Here is a 16,638-nt window from a genome sequence, read left to right as displayed (position 1 = left end):
TTCCTGAGAAATTAGAGCTTCTTGAAAACTGTATACCTATAAATGCTCCACTTACTTTTCAATATTATTTGTCTTCCTTTTTATAGGCCTCTTCATAAGGTGACCAAATTTCATATATGGGATCTCCCTTTGAACTCAAGCCACTGTGGTGCCATTTTCCGTCAATTACTTTGTAATCAAACTCCAACTGAGCTCCTACACGACTGTCATCTTTGGAAAAGAATGTGATCTTTTCAATGTATTTCCCATCTTTGGCTTCATATTCACCTCCACCGGTGCCACTAAATGCTTTTGTTTCAGAATTAAAGGCAATCCACTGAAATCGCCCTCCACTTAAAATCTTAACGGTTCTTCTAGCTCCCGGAGTCATTTCAGATATCTTATCTCCACGTTTCCTTCCGGTAATTACCCAATTTCTTGTCAGATCGTCTTCTTCCTGAGATACCCTCTCCCAGATTTCGATCAGGTCTTCCCCTTTTATCTTGGTGGAAATGACTAGTCGATCATTGGCAAAGTCCAATGTGTATTTATTGGTAGTTCCTATTTGATCAGGGTCAAGGGTTAGAAAGTCCAGGTGCTCCTCGTAGACATTTCCATTTAAATTGTATTCTCCTCCTCCGGCATAGAGAAACTTGTCTCCTTTTATTTCTTTTGCCCCAAAGGCAAAATAACCATCCTGATATATTTTAATAAACTCTTGGTCGGTAATGGCAACACCATTTTGATGGGTCAAAATCCAGGAACCCTCCAGCTCCTGTGAAAAAACCGTGGTACAAATGGCAAAACAAATAATTATAAGAATTGATTTCATAACTCAGGCTCCATTGTTAAACTTAAATTTAATTATTTATTGATACATTATCACAAGGCAAGGCTGAAAATCCTTCTCATTCAAGCGCTTTTTGATTAATAATTTAGGAGATTTAATGTTTTATTGTTTGAAAGTCTCTTTATTTAACCGGAAAGGAATAAAAGGAAAGGAAATTAGTCCAATTACATGCTTTGTCACTGGATAATTATTTATCCGTAAATGGCTAAGGGCGAGAAAATTCCTGATTAATTTTCTTATTCTGGCTGGTTTTTTGGTAGATGTTCCTGATATTTAATTTATAGTGATGCTGAAATACACTTTAACAATTGTACTCACCGGTTTAATGCTGATTGGAAGCTACTCTTGGTCTTATGGACAGAGTTATGGTACAAGTGCAGGATTGAGATTGGGAAATAATGATCAAGGACGCATGTTGGGTTTTACCGTCCAGCAGCGGCTCATAAAGGGACTAACCTTAGAGGGAATTGTCCAATCAGATTTCAGTTACAATACCACCCTTCATGCCATACTGCAAAGGCACCGACCACTGCTTTCCAAGCGGCTTAACTATTATTACGGGGCGGGTGCCTCCCTAGGAATAGAAGAGAGCCGGCAGAAAGTAAGCGAGAACATGCAAATAATCCGAACCTACGGAAACAAAACCTTAGGGGTTGATTTTATTGGTGGTGTAGAGCTCACTTTGTTAGGGATAAATTTCTCTGTAGATTATAAACCCAATATCAATATTGTTGGTAGACAACCCTGGTACAGTGGGCAAGTGGGGATCTCAGTGAGATCAGTTCTAGTAAAGGGGAAAAAGCAAAATAAGAAAAAACGACAGAAGGCCAGAAGAAAAAGGAAAAGTAATTCAGATGGTTTTTTCCATAATTTGATGGACTCTATTAAAAACAATTAACCATGAAAAAATCAATACTATCATTTTTTGCGGCTTTTATATTGCTACCTTTTCAGTGTCTATTTGCGCAATCAGCAGTGAAAATAGCAGTGGTAGGTCTTACTCATTCCCATGTACACTGGATACTTGGGAGGGAAGATGTTGGAGATGTTGAGATTGTAGGTATAGTGGAGCCAAATGAAGATTTGGCCAATCGCTTGATGTCTCAATATGGATTAGACAAGCAATTGCATTACCCGGATATGGAGTCACTTTTTGCAGTTGTTAAACCTGAAGCTGTTACTGCATTTGGTTCCATTTATGAGCATTTGGAGGTAGTACAGGCATGTGCTCCCCGAGGAATTCATGTCATGGTTGAGAAGCCATTGGCGGTAAGTATGGATCACGCTAAAGAGATGGCAGATTTGGCCAAAAAGCATCAGATTCATTTATTGACCAACTACGAAACAACCTGGTATGCAAGTAACCATGAACTGAAAAAGCGACTGAAAGCAGAGGAGATAGGTCCGGTCAGGAGGGTGATTGTCAATGATGGGCATGAAGGTCCCATGGAGATCGGCGTCAATCAGGAATTTTTGGATTGGCTCACGGATCCGGTTTTGAATGGAGGGGGAGCAGTCATAGATTTTGGTTGCTATGGCGCCAATTTGATGACTTGGTTAATGGATGGTGTGAAACCCATATCGGTTACCGCTGAGTTAAAACAGATCAAGCCTGATATCTATCCCAAGGTGGATGATGAAGCAACCATTCTCTTAGAATATCCCAAAGCCCAAGGGGTAATTCAGGCTTCTTGGAACTGGCCTTTTAGCAGAAAGGACATGGAAGTATATGGAAAGACGGGATATATGGTGGCTAAAAACAGCACAAGTCTGTTGAGTAGAACTGAAGGACAAAAGCAAGAAAAGGCAGAGACCCTAAGCAAAAGAACAAATCCATACAATGACCCTTTTGCTTATTTAGCAGCTGTGGTGAAAGGGGAAATTCAAGTAACAGCTAAAGATCTATCCTCTTTAGAAAATAATTTGGTGGTGGTGGAAATTTTAGATGCAGCCAAGGAAAGTGCTAAAAAAGGAAAGCGAATATACCTTAAATAAAAAGTAAGCCCAAAGCTGTTTTAGGTAACAGGGTTATTTCCGGAGATTGTTTTTAACTCTTGAAGGTGCCTAAGCCGGTAAGCAAGGATGGCATTTTTCCCGAGCATTTGACTCAATTTATAATTGGCAATTGCTCCTATCCCAGCACCAATTACCGGTATCATTTGAGCCAGTTTGGCAAGATCCATAAAGTCCCTATACTCCAACTGAAATTGCCTCCAATCAAAGTCATCCAAATTGGTAGGTAAAGTTTGAGAGAAGCTGTTCCAATTTTCAAGGATACCTATGGTTTCATTTCGTGTTTTCTGAGTAGAAAAGCTAAGCTTAAAAATATAAAGTACAAACAATCTCTCCCTCAGGTCTTTGGTGTCGTGACCAAAAGCTGCCGCTATATTGAATAGCATTTTCATCTTAATGGCCAAGAATGCAGGAAGATCGGCAAAACCCATCAATATACCTCCGGCTCCTGTAATTGCTCCCTCCACGGAGGCAGTTCTGGTATAGGTTTTAATGCTTTTTCTGGCCTTAAATTCCTTAAGCCGAAGCAGACCGTGATTTATGGGTTTCGGGGCAATAAATTGGTTGCCAACAAGCACTCCTTTTACCATTTTTTCAATGGCGTAAGTAATGGCTTGATGAATTTTATCCGGTATAATTTTATTAATAGACCTTTGGGTGCCACTTGTCATCCGGTTGAGGATAGAAGGACTTTGATGCTGCTTTTCCAACCAGGCTTTAAGCTCTTTTTTGGCAATGGCTTCATATTGCTGGTCTATGTACTCTTTATTGATTGACATGTTTACTTCTTTGTTTCTTTAAGATAATCATTTGTAAACTTCTCATCTTTTTTGGGTTGATCAAACTTCTCCTTATTGAATGATTGTGAGGCTCCCTTTGGAATGCTGAGGCTTTTCCAGCTGCCCTGATGAAGCATCTTGGCAAGGTAGATCAATTGCCCGATATGCGTGGCATAATGCGTAAGTTGTCTACTGATGGCTTCTATCAAATGATGGGATTGATTTCTGATATATACTTCCTTGTTAAAATCATTTTCACCACATTTTTCCAAGGCTTGGAAAAGGCTGTCCCAGCCAACTTTCCAAGCTTCCATTATCTCCTCTCGAGAATGCAGGTCATTTTCAAATTCCGCATCTCGGTTTCGCCATGGTTTCTCACCATCCGAGTTCATAAAATCAGACCATCTGGATAACATATTTCCTGACAAATGTTTTACAATGGTGGCAGCACTATTGCTGTCCTCATTGAATTGCCAAAAGAGCTTTTCATCAGGGATTTGTTGAAGCGCCTTCTCCCCTAAGTTTTTGTAAAAGGTAAAAAGGTGGAGACTACTTTCTAGAAATACTTGCGCATTATTTTTCATAGCATTGAATATAAATCAATAAAACAAAAACCTCCGGTTGCAATGAAATATTTTATGCTTTTATAGTATGGCCGGAGGCATTGAGCTGAGGACTTACCTTTCTTCTGAACACTGCCAAGCGTTTTTCATGCCATCACTGGCCAAAGGAATTACCGAATAAATCCTAATAGTTATTTACGCAATAAGTGTACTTAAGTTAATCTCTCAGATATGACTTACCGGGATGAGTCGATAGAAAGGCCCTGTGGACAGTCTTTTGTTTTCGGGATTTCAATAAATCTAAGTATCAGCTTATCAATGAATGGAGTTAAAGCAATAATCCCGCCATTGCTTTATCCCGGTTTTGACAATAAAAATCTTAAAAGCTGGTCTATTGCCTATTTCAGATTAAAAGCGAGTAGGGTGACCTTTTGGCTGGCTAGGATTAAATAAAAAAAGGCAGCTGTTGAAGCTGCCTTTTAAAATGATATTAAAATATTGGTTTAGAGACCAAACTCTTTTTTAATCTGATCTATATAATCCAATTTTTCCCAAGTAAATAGTTCCACATCCAAAGTTATAGAAGCTTTATCAGGCGCAACAAAGGTTTTGGTTATCACTTCATTTTCTCTTCCCATATGCCCGTAAGCTGCTGTTTCTTCATAGATAGGGTTTCTCAATTTCAGCCTATTTTCGATGGCATAAGGCCTCATGTCGAATAGTTTCTCTATTTTTTTAGCAATTTCGCCATCTGACAAATCTACATTGGCTGTTCCATAGGTATTGACATACAGTCCCATGGGCTTGGCTACGCCAATGGCATATGAAACCTGCACCAATACTTCATCTGAAATGCCTGCGGCCACTAAATTTTTGGCAATATGTCGAGTGGCATAGGCTGCAGAGCGGTCAACTTTTGAAGGGTCTTTCCCGGAGAATGCACCGCCTCCATGTGCTCCTTTTCCACCGTAAGTATCAACGATTATTTTTCTTCCGGTTAGCCCTGTATCTCCATGCGGTCCCCCAATTACAAATTTTCCTGTAGGGTTGATATGGTATAGGATGTCATCATTAAAGAGATTTTGTATGCTTTCCGGTAACTGGGCTTTTACCCTTGGAATCAAAATTTCAACAATGTCTTTTTTAATTTTCTCCAGCATGGCCTGCTCCTCGCCAAATTCGTCATGTTGTGTGGATACTACAATAGCCACGATTTTTTCCGGGGTATTGTCATCGCTGTATTGAGTGGTCACTTGGGCTTTAGAATCGGGACGCAGGTAAGTGATTTGGTCATTTTCTCTTCTCAATGCAGCCAGTTCTTTCAATAACCTATGAGATAAATCAAGTCCTAATGGGATAAAATTGCTGGTTTCCTTGGTTGCATACCCAAACATCATTCCTTGGTCTCCCGCTCCTTGCTCCTCAGGTTCACTCCTGTCTACACCTTGGTTAATGTCAGGAGATTGCTCATGAATGGCGGAAAGAACACCACAGGAGCTGCTATCAAACATGTACTCACTTTTAGTGTATCCCACCCTGTTGATAACATCCCTAGCAATTTTTTGCACATCCAAATAGGTAGATGAATTGACCTCTCCCGCCAGAATAACCTGACCAGTGGTGACGAGGGTTTCACAAGCTACTTTAGCATTTGGATCGAAAGCCAGAAAATTATCAATAATTGCATCTGATATTTGATCAGATATTTTATCTGGATGACCTTCGGAAACAGATTCCGAAGTGAATAGATAGGACATACAATGCGTTTTTTGATTAAAGTTTAAATTTACATTTAAAGGTTATAAATTAAAAACTATATTTTCAAAAGCCGACAATTATTAAGTATAGTATCTATTGAAAACCCTGGGGGCAAAAAAGGAAAGCCCTAATGATAAGTACATTATGCCCGCCAAGAATTGAACCCAAATAAAAACATGGCCCATACTATAATCTCCTATAGAAGGGTAATAATAGGTTAAAATAAAAAATATGTATCTTTCTCCGTAGGAAAACAAAATCAGGGATGCCATCCAAAAATAGGGCAAAGACAGCAAGTTGATGTCTCTAAACTTGCTTTGCTTCAATATGTCTTTAAAGAAGATAACACTATAGGATAGCACCAATCCGTGACCGAGTAAATAACTATAAGACTGAATGGCCCCACCTAGGGGTTGGAGAAAGGTGCTGATAAGTCCACCGGTTATCAAGAAACCAAAAATGGTAGGGAAGACCGTTCTCTGGAGTTGACAACTAAAAGGGAGCTGGCTAAACAATAGTAACATTGCCGTAGGCCTTACATATACATATAGCAGATTGTATAGGAAGAGATTTTCATCCCCACCTTTATTGGAGTTGGACCATATGATTACAGAAAGTAGTTCTGTAAATAGAATAAATAATACCAGAAAGTTAATCTTTCTATATTCTTTAGGATGGAAGCCCAAAAACAAATAAAGTGTGGCAAATAAAATCCCAAGAATTAACGCGATGGAATAGAATGACATTTGCATATGACAATATGATAGGTCTGCAAGGTATCAATAACTAAAACTTCAATCAATACCCTGTTCAGGGTATTTAATCTGCATTTATAAAGAAAAAGAGCCATTCTTAAAGTAGAATGGCTCTTTTGTATGAAAAAATGTGGCGTATTCCGCTTATTTTACCGGAACTTCACTTTCACTTTCAATTTCTTTTTTCATTAAATCGACAACTACCGGAGTTGCGATATAGATGGAAGAGTAGGTACCTACCAAGACACCTATTAATAAGGCGAAAGAGAATCCTCTTAGCACTTCTCCCCCAAATATTAACAATACCAGTACTACAATTAATGTAGTTGCTGATGTAATCAGGGTTCTGGCCATCGTTTGGTTGATTGCATCATTGAACATTTTGACAATTTTGCTTGTGCCTCGGCTAGCAATATTCTCTCTGATCCTATCAAATACAATTACCGTATCATTTATTGAATAACCGATTACTGTCAATACAGCAGCAATGAATACTTGGTCGATTTCAAAAGTGGCTCCAAATGCACTTGCTATGGCAAAAGCGGCGATAACGAAAAAGGTATCATGAACCAATGCGATAATCGAAGCAAGTGAGAACTGCCATTTTCTAAACCTTAGTAAAATATAAAGGAAAATGGCTATAAGGGAGAAGAACATCGCCTCTAAAGAGGAGTTTTTGATGTCATCTGCTACCGTTGCTCCTACTTTATTGGAACCTGTGATTGAGAAATCATTTCCGGAAAGCTTGGTGGCATCTTCCAAATAACTAAAGCCGGTTACAGCAGCGATACCATTCCTAACCTTGTCTTCCACCTCTCTGTTGGCTTCATCATTGTCTTCGTTTACCAAGTAAGAAGTGGTTACTTTTAAGACATTGTTTGCACCATAAGTTTTGACTTCCACTGCACCATCAAATTCACTGTCCAGTCCAACTTTTAATTCAGAAGCAGGAACTGATTCGCTAAATTCAACGACATAGTATCTACCACCGGTGAAATCGACGCCAAATTTGATGCCTGAGGTTAAGGCAAGAATCATCCCAACGACAATAATACCTGTAGAGATCAAATAAGCTACCTTACGTTTTCCTAAAAAGTCAATATTTAGGTCGCTAAACATGTTTTTAGCAAATGGCGTAGCGAAAGAAATATTGCTTTTCTCGCCTTTCTTACTCATCCAATACACAATCACTCTTGTGATAAAAACTGCTGAGAAGAAGGATGAGGCGATACCTATCATCAATACAATCGCAAAACCTTTTACCGGACCTTGGCCCAAAGCATAGAGTATGGCTCCTGTAAGGAAGGTAGTTACGTTTGAATCCAGAATGGCACTGAATGCTTTGTCATAACCACTGCTTATTGCCTGCAAAATACCGGCGCCATTTTTTAGCTCTTCTTTAATTCTTTCGAAAATAAGCACGTTGGCATCAATGGACATACCAATGGTAAGTACAATACCGGCAATACCCGGTAGGGTTAAGGCTGCGCCTAATTGAGCAAGGATTCCAAGAATAAAGAAGATGTTGAACAACAATGCCGCGATGGCAACAAAACCACCTTTAGAGTAATAGGCGATCATAAACAATACCACCAATACAAGACCGGCAACCATTGAGTTGATGCCTTGATTTCTTGCTTCTACACCCAAAGTAGGACCCACAATGGCTTCTTCCACGATATTGGTAGGAGCAGGCAAGGTTCCGGATTTCAATATATTGGCCAAATCTTTGGCTTCTTCCATGGTGAAATTCCCGGTAATCTCAGATTGTCCTGAAGGAATTTCTCCTTGAACTGTAGGCGCTGTGTACACATAATTATCCAGTACAACGGCTATCCTTTTACCTATATTTTCAGCCGTTAATTTTCTCCATCTCCTCGCACCTTCAGCATTCATTTGCATGCTTACAGCAGGTCTTGAAGTTTGATCCAATGATTGTCTGGCATCTGTAATTACATCACCCTCTAAAGGAGCTTGATCTGTACCACGTGGGGCTTTGATGGCATGCAATTCCAACAGGTCCATTCCGTCTTGCACCTGAGGCTTGACAGACCACATAAACTTCACATCTCTCGGTAGCAAAGCTTTTACATCTTCTCTATTTAAAACCCTGTTGATGGCAATGGTATCTCTTAATTCATAAACAAGTCCATAATTTGCTTTCAACAAAGCAAAAATTGGAGAAGCTTCAGTTCCTAAAGAATCAGCATCTGTAGCACCTTCAGCCAATTGCTTGGCCAGGTCACTTTCCAAATCTGTTGTATCCGAAGAAGTAGTCGTTTCTGCAGCGGGGCTTGATGCCTTTTGGTTTTCGGCTTCTTCCATAAGAAATGCATTGACTTGTTGCAATGCATCACCAAACTCATCTATTTCTGCTACTTGCCAGAATTGCAATTTGGCAACACCTTGAAGAAGGTTTCTTACCCTTTCGGCATTGTCTACACCGGGAAGTTCAATTTGAATTCTACCGGTATTTTGAATCCTTTGGATGTTTGGCTGTGAAGTACCAAACCGGTCTATTCTAGTTCTTAGGATGTTGAAAGATCGGTCAATCGCATTTTCTACTTCAGTATCTATGATATTTAAAATCTCTGCATCCGAGGTTTCTAGAGAAATCCTTCCTCTATTGGCTGCTGTTGCAAAAATTGTATTCAAGGATTTGTCACCTGCTTTTTCTTGCCAAGCCTGATAAAAGATGTTTACAAATTTATCATTTACTGTTTTGGAGCGCTCTTTCGCTACCGCAACAGCTTCATTGAATACTTGATCCTTGCTGCCACCTGCTAGTCCTTTTACGATCTCTACCGGAGAAACCTCCAATGTCACGTGCATACCACCTTGAAGATCCAGTCCTAAGCCTAGTTCCGTATTCTTTACTTCCTGATAAGTAAATGGTATGCCTAGAAAATTGTAAACAGGCTCTCTCCATACAGAATCAAGGTAGGTTTGCCTTTTGTCAAAATCGACGTTGCCTGAGGCATCAGTTGCATAAGTAGTGGCTTTCTCATGAACATTGTTTGATACCAATGTAAATGATAAATAATACAGACATAGGGCTGTAATGACCACCGTAAAAAAAACGATTATCCCTTTGTTTTTCATGATTGTTGATTAACTATTAAATGTTGTATTTGATTTCTATTGTAGAATTTTTCATTTGAATCCATGATTCAATAATGGTGGCAAATGAAAATAGTGAGCAGGGGCTTACTCAGGGGGCATTGACAGATATAATCTGTTCAAATAGTATTTTGAATAATTGATTGTATTCAAGTTCAGTACCCAATAGGAAATTGGTCTGAGGAAGCGCTGCTACAATGATCTCATAAATAAAATTGTAGATGAAATCAAATGCGTACAGTACGAATGGAACAACTGCATCTATATTCGAATGAATAAATGTTTGGTTGTCTTCCGCAGGACCCTCATCGTTGGTAGAGGATAAGTCCAATTTTACTTCAAGTGCCCTGTCTTGGCTGTCAAGGCTTACAACAATCTCTGAACTGGAAACAAACACGCAGAAAAGCATTACGATCAGTAATGTCAGCCTTTGGCGCATCAATCCTTTATTTTTCCTGTTCAGTTTCATGGGATGCAAATATAAAAAAGTTTTTTCAATTCCTGTATGGCTATCCTTTTTAATTTTTGCTTTGGAAGGGTCTGTAATACAGGTATTTATATTTTAATTGAGGGCGGTTTGGAAAATAAAGGTTTGCTTTGACACTTTAAATCGGGGAATAAAAGAAGAGAATCAGGATCGTTCCTCGCCTATTTTAAAACGTAAAAAGGTTTTTATTACCTCCAAGGCCTTTTTAAAATCACTGTTATTGGGGACAATTATGTCCGCATCATGCTTAAAGGGGGCGATATACTTTTCATAGGTAGGCATTACATGTTGCTCATAGCGATACAATACATCGTCCAGGTCGTAACCTCGTTCTACTTTATCCCTCACAATTCTCCTCTTCAGCTTGATATGGTCTTTGGCATCTATATAGACCTTTAGGTCCAGTAAATTCGCCAACTCAGGATAATATAGCACAAAAATTCCTTCAACCACCACCACGGGGGCAGGAGAAAAGGTAAGCATTTTAGGCTTTTTATTGGGATTGTTGAAGGTATATTCCTGTCGATTTATGGTTTGACCCTCCTGAATCTTACGAATATCATCTGCGTACTGCTCAAAATCAATGGAATTGGGTGTGTCAAAATTATGAATGCCCCGATCATCCATAGGTTGCTGGTGCCTGGGCTTATAATAGTTGTCTTGTGAGATCAAGCAAACTTGACCCGGCTCAAAAGAATGCAAGAGCTTGTCTAAAAAGTGGGTTTTACCTGATGCACTTCCTCCGGTGATTCCTATGATAAATGGCTTGGTCATAAAATGTTAATTAGGGTGTCATTCAATCTCATGCAGTTCTTAAGCTTTCTCTTTTAAAAAAGAGGCCAGTAGCTTTACTGCCTTCCCTCTGTGGCTGATGGTGTTTTTTTCTTCCATGCTTAACTCAGCAAAGGTTTTCTTATAACCCAAGGGCTTAAAGATAGGGTCATAGCCAAAGCCACCTTCTCCGGATCGTTTGTCCAAAAGTTCTCCTTCAGCCTTCCCTTCAAATGCCCATTCATTTTCCCCGATTATCAAAGCAATAATGGTCCTGAAAGCTGCATTTCGCTCTTGCTTACCACGCATGTTTTCTAACAATAGATTAACATTCCGTTCATCACTTCTAGGTTCTCCGGCATACCTACCTGAATATACACCGGGGGCACCATCTAAAACTTCTACTTCCAGACCGGTATCATCTGCAAAGCAGTCTACTCCATAATGGGTTTTGACATACCTGGCTTTCTGAAAAGCATTGTCTTCTAGTTTGTCACCCGTTTCAGGTAATTCCTCTTTACAGCCGATTTCCTCAAGGGAGACTATCTCAAACTCATCCCCCAAAGCAGCCCTAACTTCTTTTAATTTTTTCGAATTATTTGTCGCAAAGCAAATTTTCATGGTGTAAAATTACTTTAGCTTTTCCAGAAATCTTTCCTTAAACCTACTTTTTTGATTGAAAAGAAATTTTTCGGTTCTATTTTTCTCCATATGGGCCAATTTTTAAGTTATGAATAGGTTAAATCAATTTAAAGAGATGATCAATTTCTTTTAGCATTTGTAGCTTAGTGGGCTTTCGGATATCAATTTTTAGAGAATAGGAGTTTATATTTGAAGACCATAAAGAATCAGGTCAAAATTGAAAGTTGAACCAAGCGGTATAAGAATTATAAAAGGGAGATAGAAAAAGGTATTGCTATGCTTGCCCTTTAAATACTAAAATCATTTATTATTATATGTTTCCATTAAAAAACATCACGGTCTATTGCGGATCAAACACAGGAATTCTTCAAGAATATTCAGACCAAGCAAAAGCCTTGGCCAAAGAAATGGTCAAAAGGGAGTTGGGGCTGGTTTATGGTGCAGGAAAAGTTGGGCTTATGGGAATTATTGCAAATGAGATGCTTGCCTCCAAAAGTCCGGTGTATGGAATAATCCCTCAAAAACTCGTAGACATAGAAGTCGCCCATCAGGGTTGTACGGATTTGATTGTTGTGGAAACAATGAGAGACAGGAAATGGCTAATGGCAGAAAAAGGGGATGGTTTTATAGCCATGCCCGGGGGCATAGGTACACTAGAGGAGTTGTTTGAAGTCATGACTCTCAATCAGCTAATGTACATTCAAAAACCACTTGCCTTGTACAATGTATCGGGCTATTATGACAAGCTATTGGACTTTTTGGACCATGTAGGTGACCAGGGATTTTTAAAACCGGATCAGTTGAGTAATTTAATTGTTGCGGATGATCCGGTTGCTTTACTTGACAAAATGGAAGCCTATCAACCTTCCGGTACACCAGATTGGTTGCAAAGAAGGAAAGATAAAAGCTAAACCCTGTATTCAAGGTTTATCCCTTGGTCTTCAGTAACAATTGTAAACGCTTATCCCTGGAGGGTTTAAGTTCATAAAATTTATAAGCATAAGAAATAGATTACCATTTGGCGTCCTGAGAGGTTTCTCCATCTTTACAATGCCACTACTAAAGACAGGTCCGTTCTGAATATAAGCCAAGTTCCCCGCTTGATTAAGGGATAAAAATGCCCACATAATCGGATAAACTTCGTCTCAAAAGTCTATTTGAGGGATTAATTTGATGAATTTAACCCTAGTCTATTGCCTTCACTGTCTACAAACAAAGCAAAAAAACCACTTTCATCTGCGTGGGCTGTTTTTGGTAGAATGATTTTTCCTCCATTTTTTTCCACTCGTTCAAGAATGAGGTCGAGTTTTTCTCCGGCATTAAGATATAAAGTTACACCCTCAGTCGATGGCTGATAACCTTCGCCTTTTATAATAAGCCCTGTAACCAATTGGTCTTCGTAGGGAAATATTCCCATTTCCATTCCGGGTAATTTCATTTGCTCAATCTTGATGTCTAAGATGGCTTGATAAAAATCTACGGCTCGTGAAATTTCCATAGCAGGAATTTCAAACATTGAAAAATGACTTTTCATTTCGTTTGTTTTTTGATTTAGGTTACTGTTAACAGCTATTGCTTCGGCTTCACCTTTATTTTGACTATCGCAGGCAGTACTAAAAAGGAATAGTATTATGGCTACATAATGTAAAGGCTTTTTCATATTGCTTTGTTTGAATTGACAAAACAAATGTAGCCTACATAATTTTTTGGAAATTGTAAAAATGCGACACCCGGCTATTTGTAGAAAAGGGTAGAAAGTGCCATGTTTTCATTCCCTAAAAATGCTTTTGGGTTAATTCCTGTAAATTCCTTAAAGTCTTTTATAAAATGTGCTTGATCGAAATAGTCACTTTCGTAGGCAATATTGGTAAGGTTTTCTGTCTTTCTGTTGAGCAACATTTTTAAAGCGGTTTGTAATCGAATTACCTTACCTAATTGTTTTGGACTCACCCCAATTTGTTTTATGAATTTTCTTTCCAGTTGTCTTCTTTTAGATAAGTCTTGTTGAAGAATGGTGCTTATAGATGCAGTTCCATTCGATGATAGGAGGGCATCTATGGTATGTTTTACTATGTGATCTATGGTTGTTTTGTCATTTAGTTTTTCTAAAAAGAAGTTTTCTATGATTTCTATTCGATGTTTGTCGTCTTTTGCCTCAATTATTTTTTGTTCCAATTCTTTTGCCTTTTCCGCTCCAAACAATACGTCTATTGGTGTTTCTTTATTGGCTAAATTTTTAATGGGTTGGTTAACAAAATTGGCAAATCCGTAGGGATAAAATCGAATGGCAAATGTATTTACCTTGCCTGTTGGCTCGATATAAAATGGTTTCATTATCTGACCAAGTACCATCGCACGAGGCTGAAAGATAAATTCATCTTGGGAAGTGTATCGTTTAATGTCGTCTCCAAGTATAAATGCCATTTCAATGCAACCGTCCGGAATAATCCGCTGTCTTTCTGTTTTATTTTGTGCAGGGGCTTCTAAGGTCCAGTAACAACTTACAAAAGCTTCTAAATCTGGGTGGGGTTGAAATGTTTGGTAGTTCATTGATCAAAAGTTTTATCTTACCCATGTAATTATTATAGACATTTCTAATATATCTGCCATTATGCCTCTCGGACCCGTATGTCCGTTTTTCTTGGGCGACTTTTTAATGGTTTTTTAAATAGCTTAGCGCATTTTCCAAAGCTTTTTTAGAGGGTAGAGGATTAAAGCCTAATTCTTTTCTTGATTTACTGATGTCATAATCTTGTTTTAAACCATAAAACATATCCAGGTATTGTCTCTGTAAGAGCGGCTCTTTTCCAGTGATTTTACTGCTAAATTCCATTAAACCGGCTACCGTATACAATAGAATTTTTGGTACTTTTTTAGGAGTTTTTAATTTTAGTTCAGGAAATAAGTTGGCTGCGATTTTTACACTTTCTTGTAATGAAGTGTGTTTCTCGTTAGATAAGATATATCTTTCACCATCCCTGCCTTTTATCATAGCTTTATAAGTACCTAAAGCTACATCTTTCACATCTACCCAGTTCAACGTAATATTGGTGTCAACGGGTATTTCCCCCTTTAAAATCTGCCATACGAGTTTGTTAGAATAGCTTAAATTGAAAGCTACAGAACCAATCATTGCGGAGGGCAAAACCAGAACAGTTTTGATGCCATATTTTTCTCCCAATGCTAAGGCCAACTTATCCGAATCATTTTTAGAATTATAATACCAATTTTTTCGGTCCTTATTATACCCATTGGCTACATTGGCCGGTAATTTCGTAAAATCTAAACTAGCGACTGAACTTACATAAACGATGTTTTTGATCCCACATTCTTTGGCAATGTCAAAGACATTTTGGGTTCCTTGCATGTTATTGTCGTAGATTTCAATTTTAGGGTTTCTAGCCCACATACTAAAATTTGCTGCTACGGCATATAGGTTGGTGATTCCTAGGAAGGCTTTTTTAAGAGATTCCTTATCGGTAATATCGGCTTGAACAACATCACAATCTAGGCCTTTAAATGGTTCTTTGTTGTCAATATCTCTAACAGTCGTTCGTACTTTTATATTTTTAGAAAGCAGTAGCCTAACTAAATTGTTCCCTAAATGACCATTTCCACCTGTAACCAATGAAATTTCTGTACTCATTCTTCTTAAATTTTGTTTGAACAAATTTCGAGACCTTTTATGAGCTGAAGAATAACATTTGTTAGATAGCGATTTGTTTTCTAATGCGGCTTAAAGATTGGGGCTCCATACCTAAAAATGAAGCGATATTGTCTATGGATACATTTAAAGCTAATTTAGGGTATTGCCGGACAAATTTTTGATAGCGTTCTTTTGCCGTTAATATTTGAAAATCTTTCACCCGTTCTAACTTGCAGCTTAAATGTTCATTGGTTATTTCTTTGACAAAAAGGTCCCAAAATTTTGTTTCTCTCTGTAAAATATCAAAACCTGATTTTGAAATTTTCACAAGGCTACAATCCGTAATGGTTTCATAATAATCTAATGCCGGTGTTTGGGTCATAAAACTATCCAAAGAGGTGAAAAAATCTTGATCTCCTACAAGGTGCTGCACTACAATTTTTCCATCAATATTTTGATAACCTTTAACAATTCCGGTATCTAAGAAATAAATATACCGTTCCACTGCTCCGGCTTTTAAAAGTATGGTTTGCGCTGAAATTTTTTCAGTAATGAACTGGTTTTTGATCAAATCAATCTCGTATGGGTTTAAAGTGACTTTTGATTGTATACGATTGATTAGATTTTCCATTGATAGCTACTAATGATAAAGTAAGGCTTGGCCACCTTGACTGGTAAATATAGGTCAAAAAGCTGATCGCTCCAACGGGTCAAAACCTGTGCCGAAGCATATCCGTGGCTGGTACCGAGTTTCATCTGGATCTCTTAAGCGCCTGAGTTCCCAATTAATTTCGAGACAAGCTGTTACCCGAATTTAATTAAGTGGCTAATATTGAAGGTTGAATTTCGGCCAGATTTGATGAGAAGCAAGGTGTTGGGTTAGCGCCATCTTAAGCAGGACCATGTGTCAATATATGATCCAGAAGGACCATTTTAGCGAAGAGCCGGACTGAAGGTTAGATACGTGACCTGTATCTACGGAGCCCCCTTCACGGTTCTATCCTATATTATTGCCTAAAGCACGACTTCTTCTCCAAACTTAAATATTTCAGGTTTAAACTCTTTGTTTTGTTCATTTGCGGTAAATTGTACCCTGATTTAAAGTTCTTTTTGTTTAATTAACTTACTACTCCTTTACCAAGATTTCAACATTCTCTTGTTGTTAATGTATATTTTCTTTTGGTGTTTTTATTGATGAACAATTATAAAGGAGTAATTCTATTATGGAAAAGGTAAGTTTATAGCAAAGAATGGGAAAAATGGGATCGAAATGTA

The 16,638-nt window shown here is 38.3% G+C and carries 17 protein-coding genes; 4 read left to right on the top strand and 13 right to left on the bottom strand.

The window, feature by feature from the left end; all coding sequences use genetic code 11:
• Positions 1-64 precede the first annotated feature (64 nt).
• Positions 65-811 (bottom strand): hypothetical protein, encoded by a 747-nt coding sequence (locus tag Q4534_RS22185; protein ID WP_303615350.1) that lies wholly within the window; start codon positions 809-811, stop codon positions 65-67.
• 304 nt (positions 812-1,115) lie between these two features.
• Here Q4534_RS22185 and Q4534_RS22180 point away from each other — a divergent pair, with 304 nt between their 5' ends.
• On the top strand, positions 1,116-1,727 hold the full coding sequence (locus Q4534_RS22180) for a hypothetical protein (RefSeq protein ID WP_303615349.1): 612 nt from the start codon (positions 1,116-1,118) through the stop codon (positions 1,725-1,727).
• A 2-nt stretch (positions 1,728-1,729) separates the two neighbouring features.
• A complete protein-coding gene (locus Q4534_RS22175; RefSeq protein ID WP_303615348.1) occupies positions 1,730-2,824 on the top strand; it encodes a Gfo/Idh/MocA family protein in 1,095 nt (364 codons plus the stop codon).
• A 20-nt stretch (positions 2,825-2,844) separates the two neighbouring features.
• On the opposite strand, the gene Q4534_RS22170 is transcribed toward Q4534_RS22175, so the two are convergent.
• The gene (locus Q4534_RS22170) at positions 2,845-3,621 is read right to left on the bottom strand and encodes an EcsC family protein (protein WP_303615347.1); all 777 of its coding nucleotides are present in this window, start codon (positions 3,619-3,621) and stop codon (positions 2,845-2,847) included.
• Positions 3,622-3,623: 2 nt separating this feature from the next.
• On the bottom strand, positions 3,624-4,205 hold the full coding sequence (locus Q4534_RS22165; RefSeq protein WP_303615346.1) for a DUF1572 family protein: 582 nt from the start codon (positions 4,203-4,205) through the stop codon (positions 3,624-3,626).
• Positions 4,206-4,415: 210 nt separating this feature from the next.
• Between Q4534_RS22165 and Q4534_RS22160 the strand changes: the two genes are divergently transcribed.
• The gene (locus Q4534_RS22160; protein WP_303615345.1) at positions 4,416-4,637 is read left to right on the top strand and encodes a hypothetical protein; all 222 of its coding nucleotides are present in this window, start codon (positions 4,416-4,418) and stop codon (positions 4,635-4,637) included.
• Positions 4,638-4,687: 50 nt separating this feature from the next.
• Here Q4534_RS22160 and metK read toward each other — a convergent pair whose 3' ends face one another.
• The 6 genes from metK to Q4534_RS22130 form a co-directional block, all read right to left on the bottom strand.
• On the bottom strand, positions 4,688-5,941 hold the full coding sequence (gene metK / locus Q4534_RS22155; RefSeq protein WP_303615344.1) for a methionine adenosyltransferase: 1,254 nt from the start codon (positions 5,939-5,941) through the stop codon (positions 4,688-4,690).
• A gap of 81 nt (positions 5,942-6,022) precedes the next feature.
• Positions 6,023-6,694, bottom strand: a complete 672-nt coding sequence (locus tag Q4534_RS22150; protein WP_303615343.1) for a hypothetical protein — start codon at positions 6,692-6,694, stop codon at positions 6,023-6,025.
• Between the two features lie 147 nt (positions 6,695-6,841).
• Entirely contained in the window at positions 6,842-9,799 is a 2,958-nt protein-coding gene (secDF, locus tag Q4534_RS22145; RefSeq protein WP_303615342.1) for a protein translocase subunit SecDF, read from the bottom strand.
• Positions 9,800-9,908: 109 nt separating this feature from the next.
• Positions 9,909-10,286, bottom strand: a complete 378-nt coding sequence (locus Q4534_RS22140; protein WP_303615341.1) for a hypothetical protein — start codon at positions 10,284-10,286, stop codon at positions 9,909-9,911.
• Positions 10,287-10,448: 162 nt separating this feature from the next.
• Positions 10,449-11,078, bottom strand: a complete 630-nt coding sequence (gene udk / locus Q4534_RS22135; protein WP_303615340.1) for a uridine kinase — start codon at positions 11,076-11,078, stop codon at positions 10,449-10,451.
• A gap of 39 nt (positions 11,079-11,117) precedes the next feature.
• Positions 11,118-11,696 carry a non-canonical purine NTP diphosphatase gene (locus Q4534_RS22130; RefSeq protein WP_303615339.1) on the bottom strand — a complete coding sequence of 193 codons (579 nt, stop codon included), beginning with the start codon at positions 11,694-11,696 and terminating at the stop codon, positions 11,118-11,120.
• 335 nt (positions 11,697-12,031) lie between these two features.
• Between Q4534_RS22130 and Q4534_RS22125 the strand changes: the two genes are divergently transcribed.
• Positions 12,032-12,628, top strand: a complete 597-nt coding sequence (locus tag Q4534_RS22125; RefSeq protein ID WP_303615338.1) for a TIGR00730 family Rossman fold protein — start codon at positions 12,032-12,034, stop codon at positions 12,626-12,628.
• A 254-nt stretch (positions 12,629-12,882) separates the two neighbouring features.
• Here Q4534_RS22125 and Q4534_RS22120 read toward each other — a convergent pair whose 3' ends face one another.
• The 4 genes from Q4534_RS22120 to Q4534_RS22105 all read right to left on the bottom strand — a co-directional run bounded on the left by Q4534_RS22120 (position 12,883) and on the right by Q4534_RS22105 (position 15,994).
• Positions 12,883-13,377, bottom strand: a complete 495-nt coding sequence (locus Q4534_RS22120; RefSeq protein ID WP_303615337.1) for a VOC family protein — start codon at positions 13,375-13,377, stop codon at positions 12,883-12,885.
• Between the two features lie 74 nt (positions 13,378-13,451).
• Complete coding sequence (locus Q4534_RS22115) at positions 13,452-14,267, bottom strand: helix-turn-helix domain-containing protein (RefSeq protein ID WP_303615336.1); 816 nt, start codon at positions 14,265-14,267, stop codon at positions 13,452-13,454.
• Positions 14,268-14,370: 103 nt separating this feature from the next.
• On the bottom strand, positions 14,371-15,363 hold the full coding sequence (locus Q4534_RS22110) for an NAD-dependent epimerase/dehydratase family protein (protein WP_303615335.1): 993 nt from the start codon (positions 15,361-15,363) through the stop codon (positions 14,371-14,373).
• A gap of 61 nt (positions 15,364-15,424) precedes the next feature.
• Positions 15,425-15,994, bottom strand: a complete 570-nt coding sequence (locus tag Q4534_RS22105; protein WP_303615334.1) for a Crp/Fnr family transcriptional regulator — start codon at positions 15,992-15,994, stop codon at positions 15,425-15,427.
• Positions 15,995-16,638 lie beyond the last annotated feature (644 nt).

It is taken from the genome of Cyclobacterium sp. 1_MG-2023 (assembly GCF_030546805.1).
In the GTDB taxonomy this organism is placed as follows: Bacteria; Bacteroidota; Bacteroidia; order Cytophagales; family Cyclobacteriaceae; genus Cyclobacterium.
This window is presented reverse-complemented; position numbering and strand designations above follow the sequence as displayed.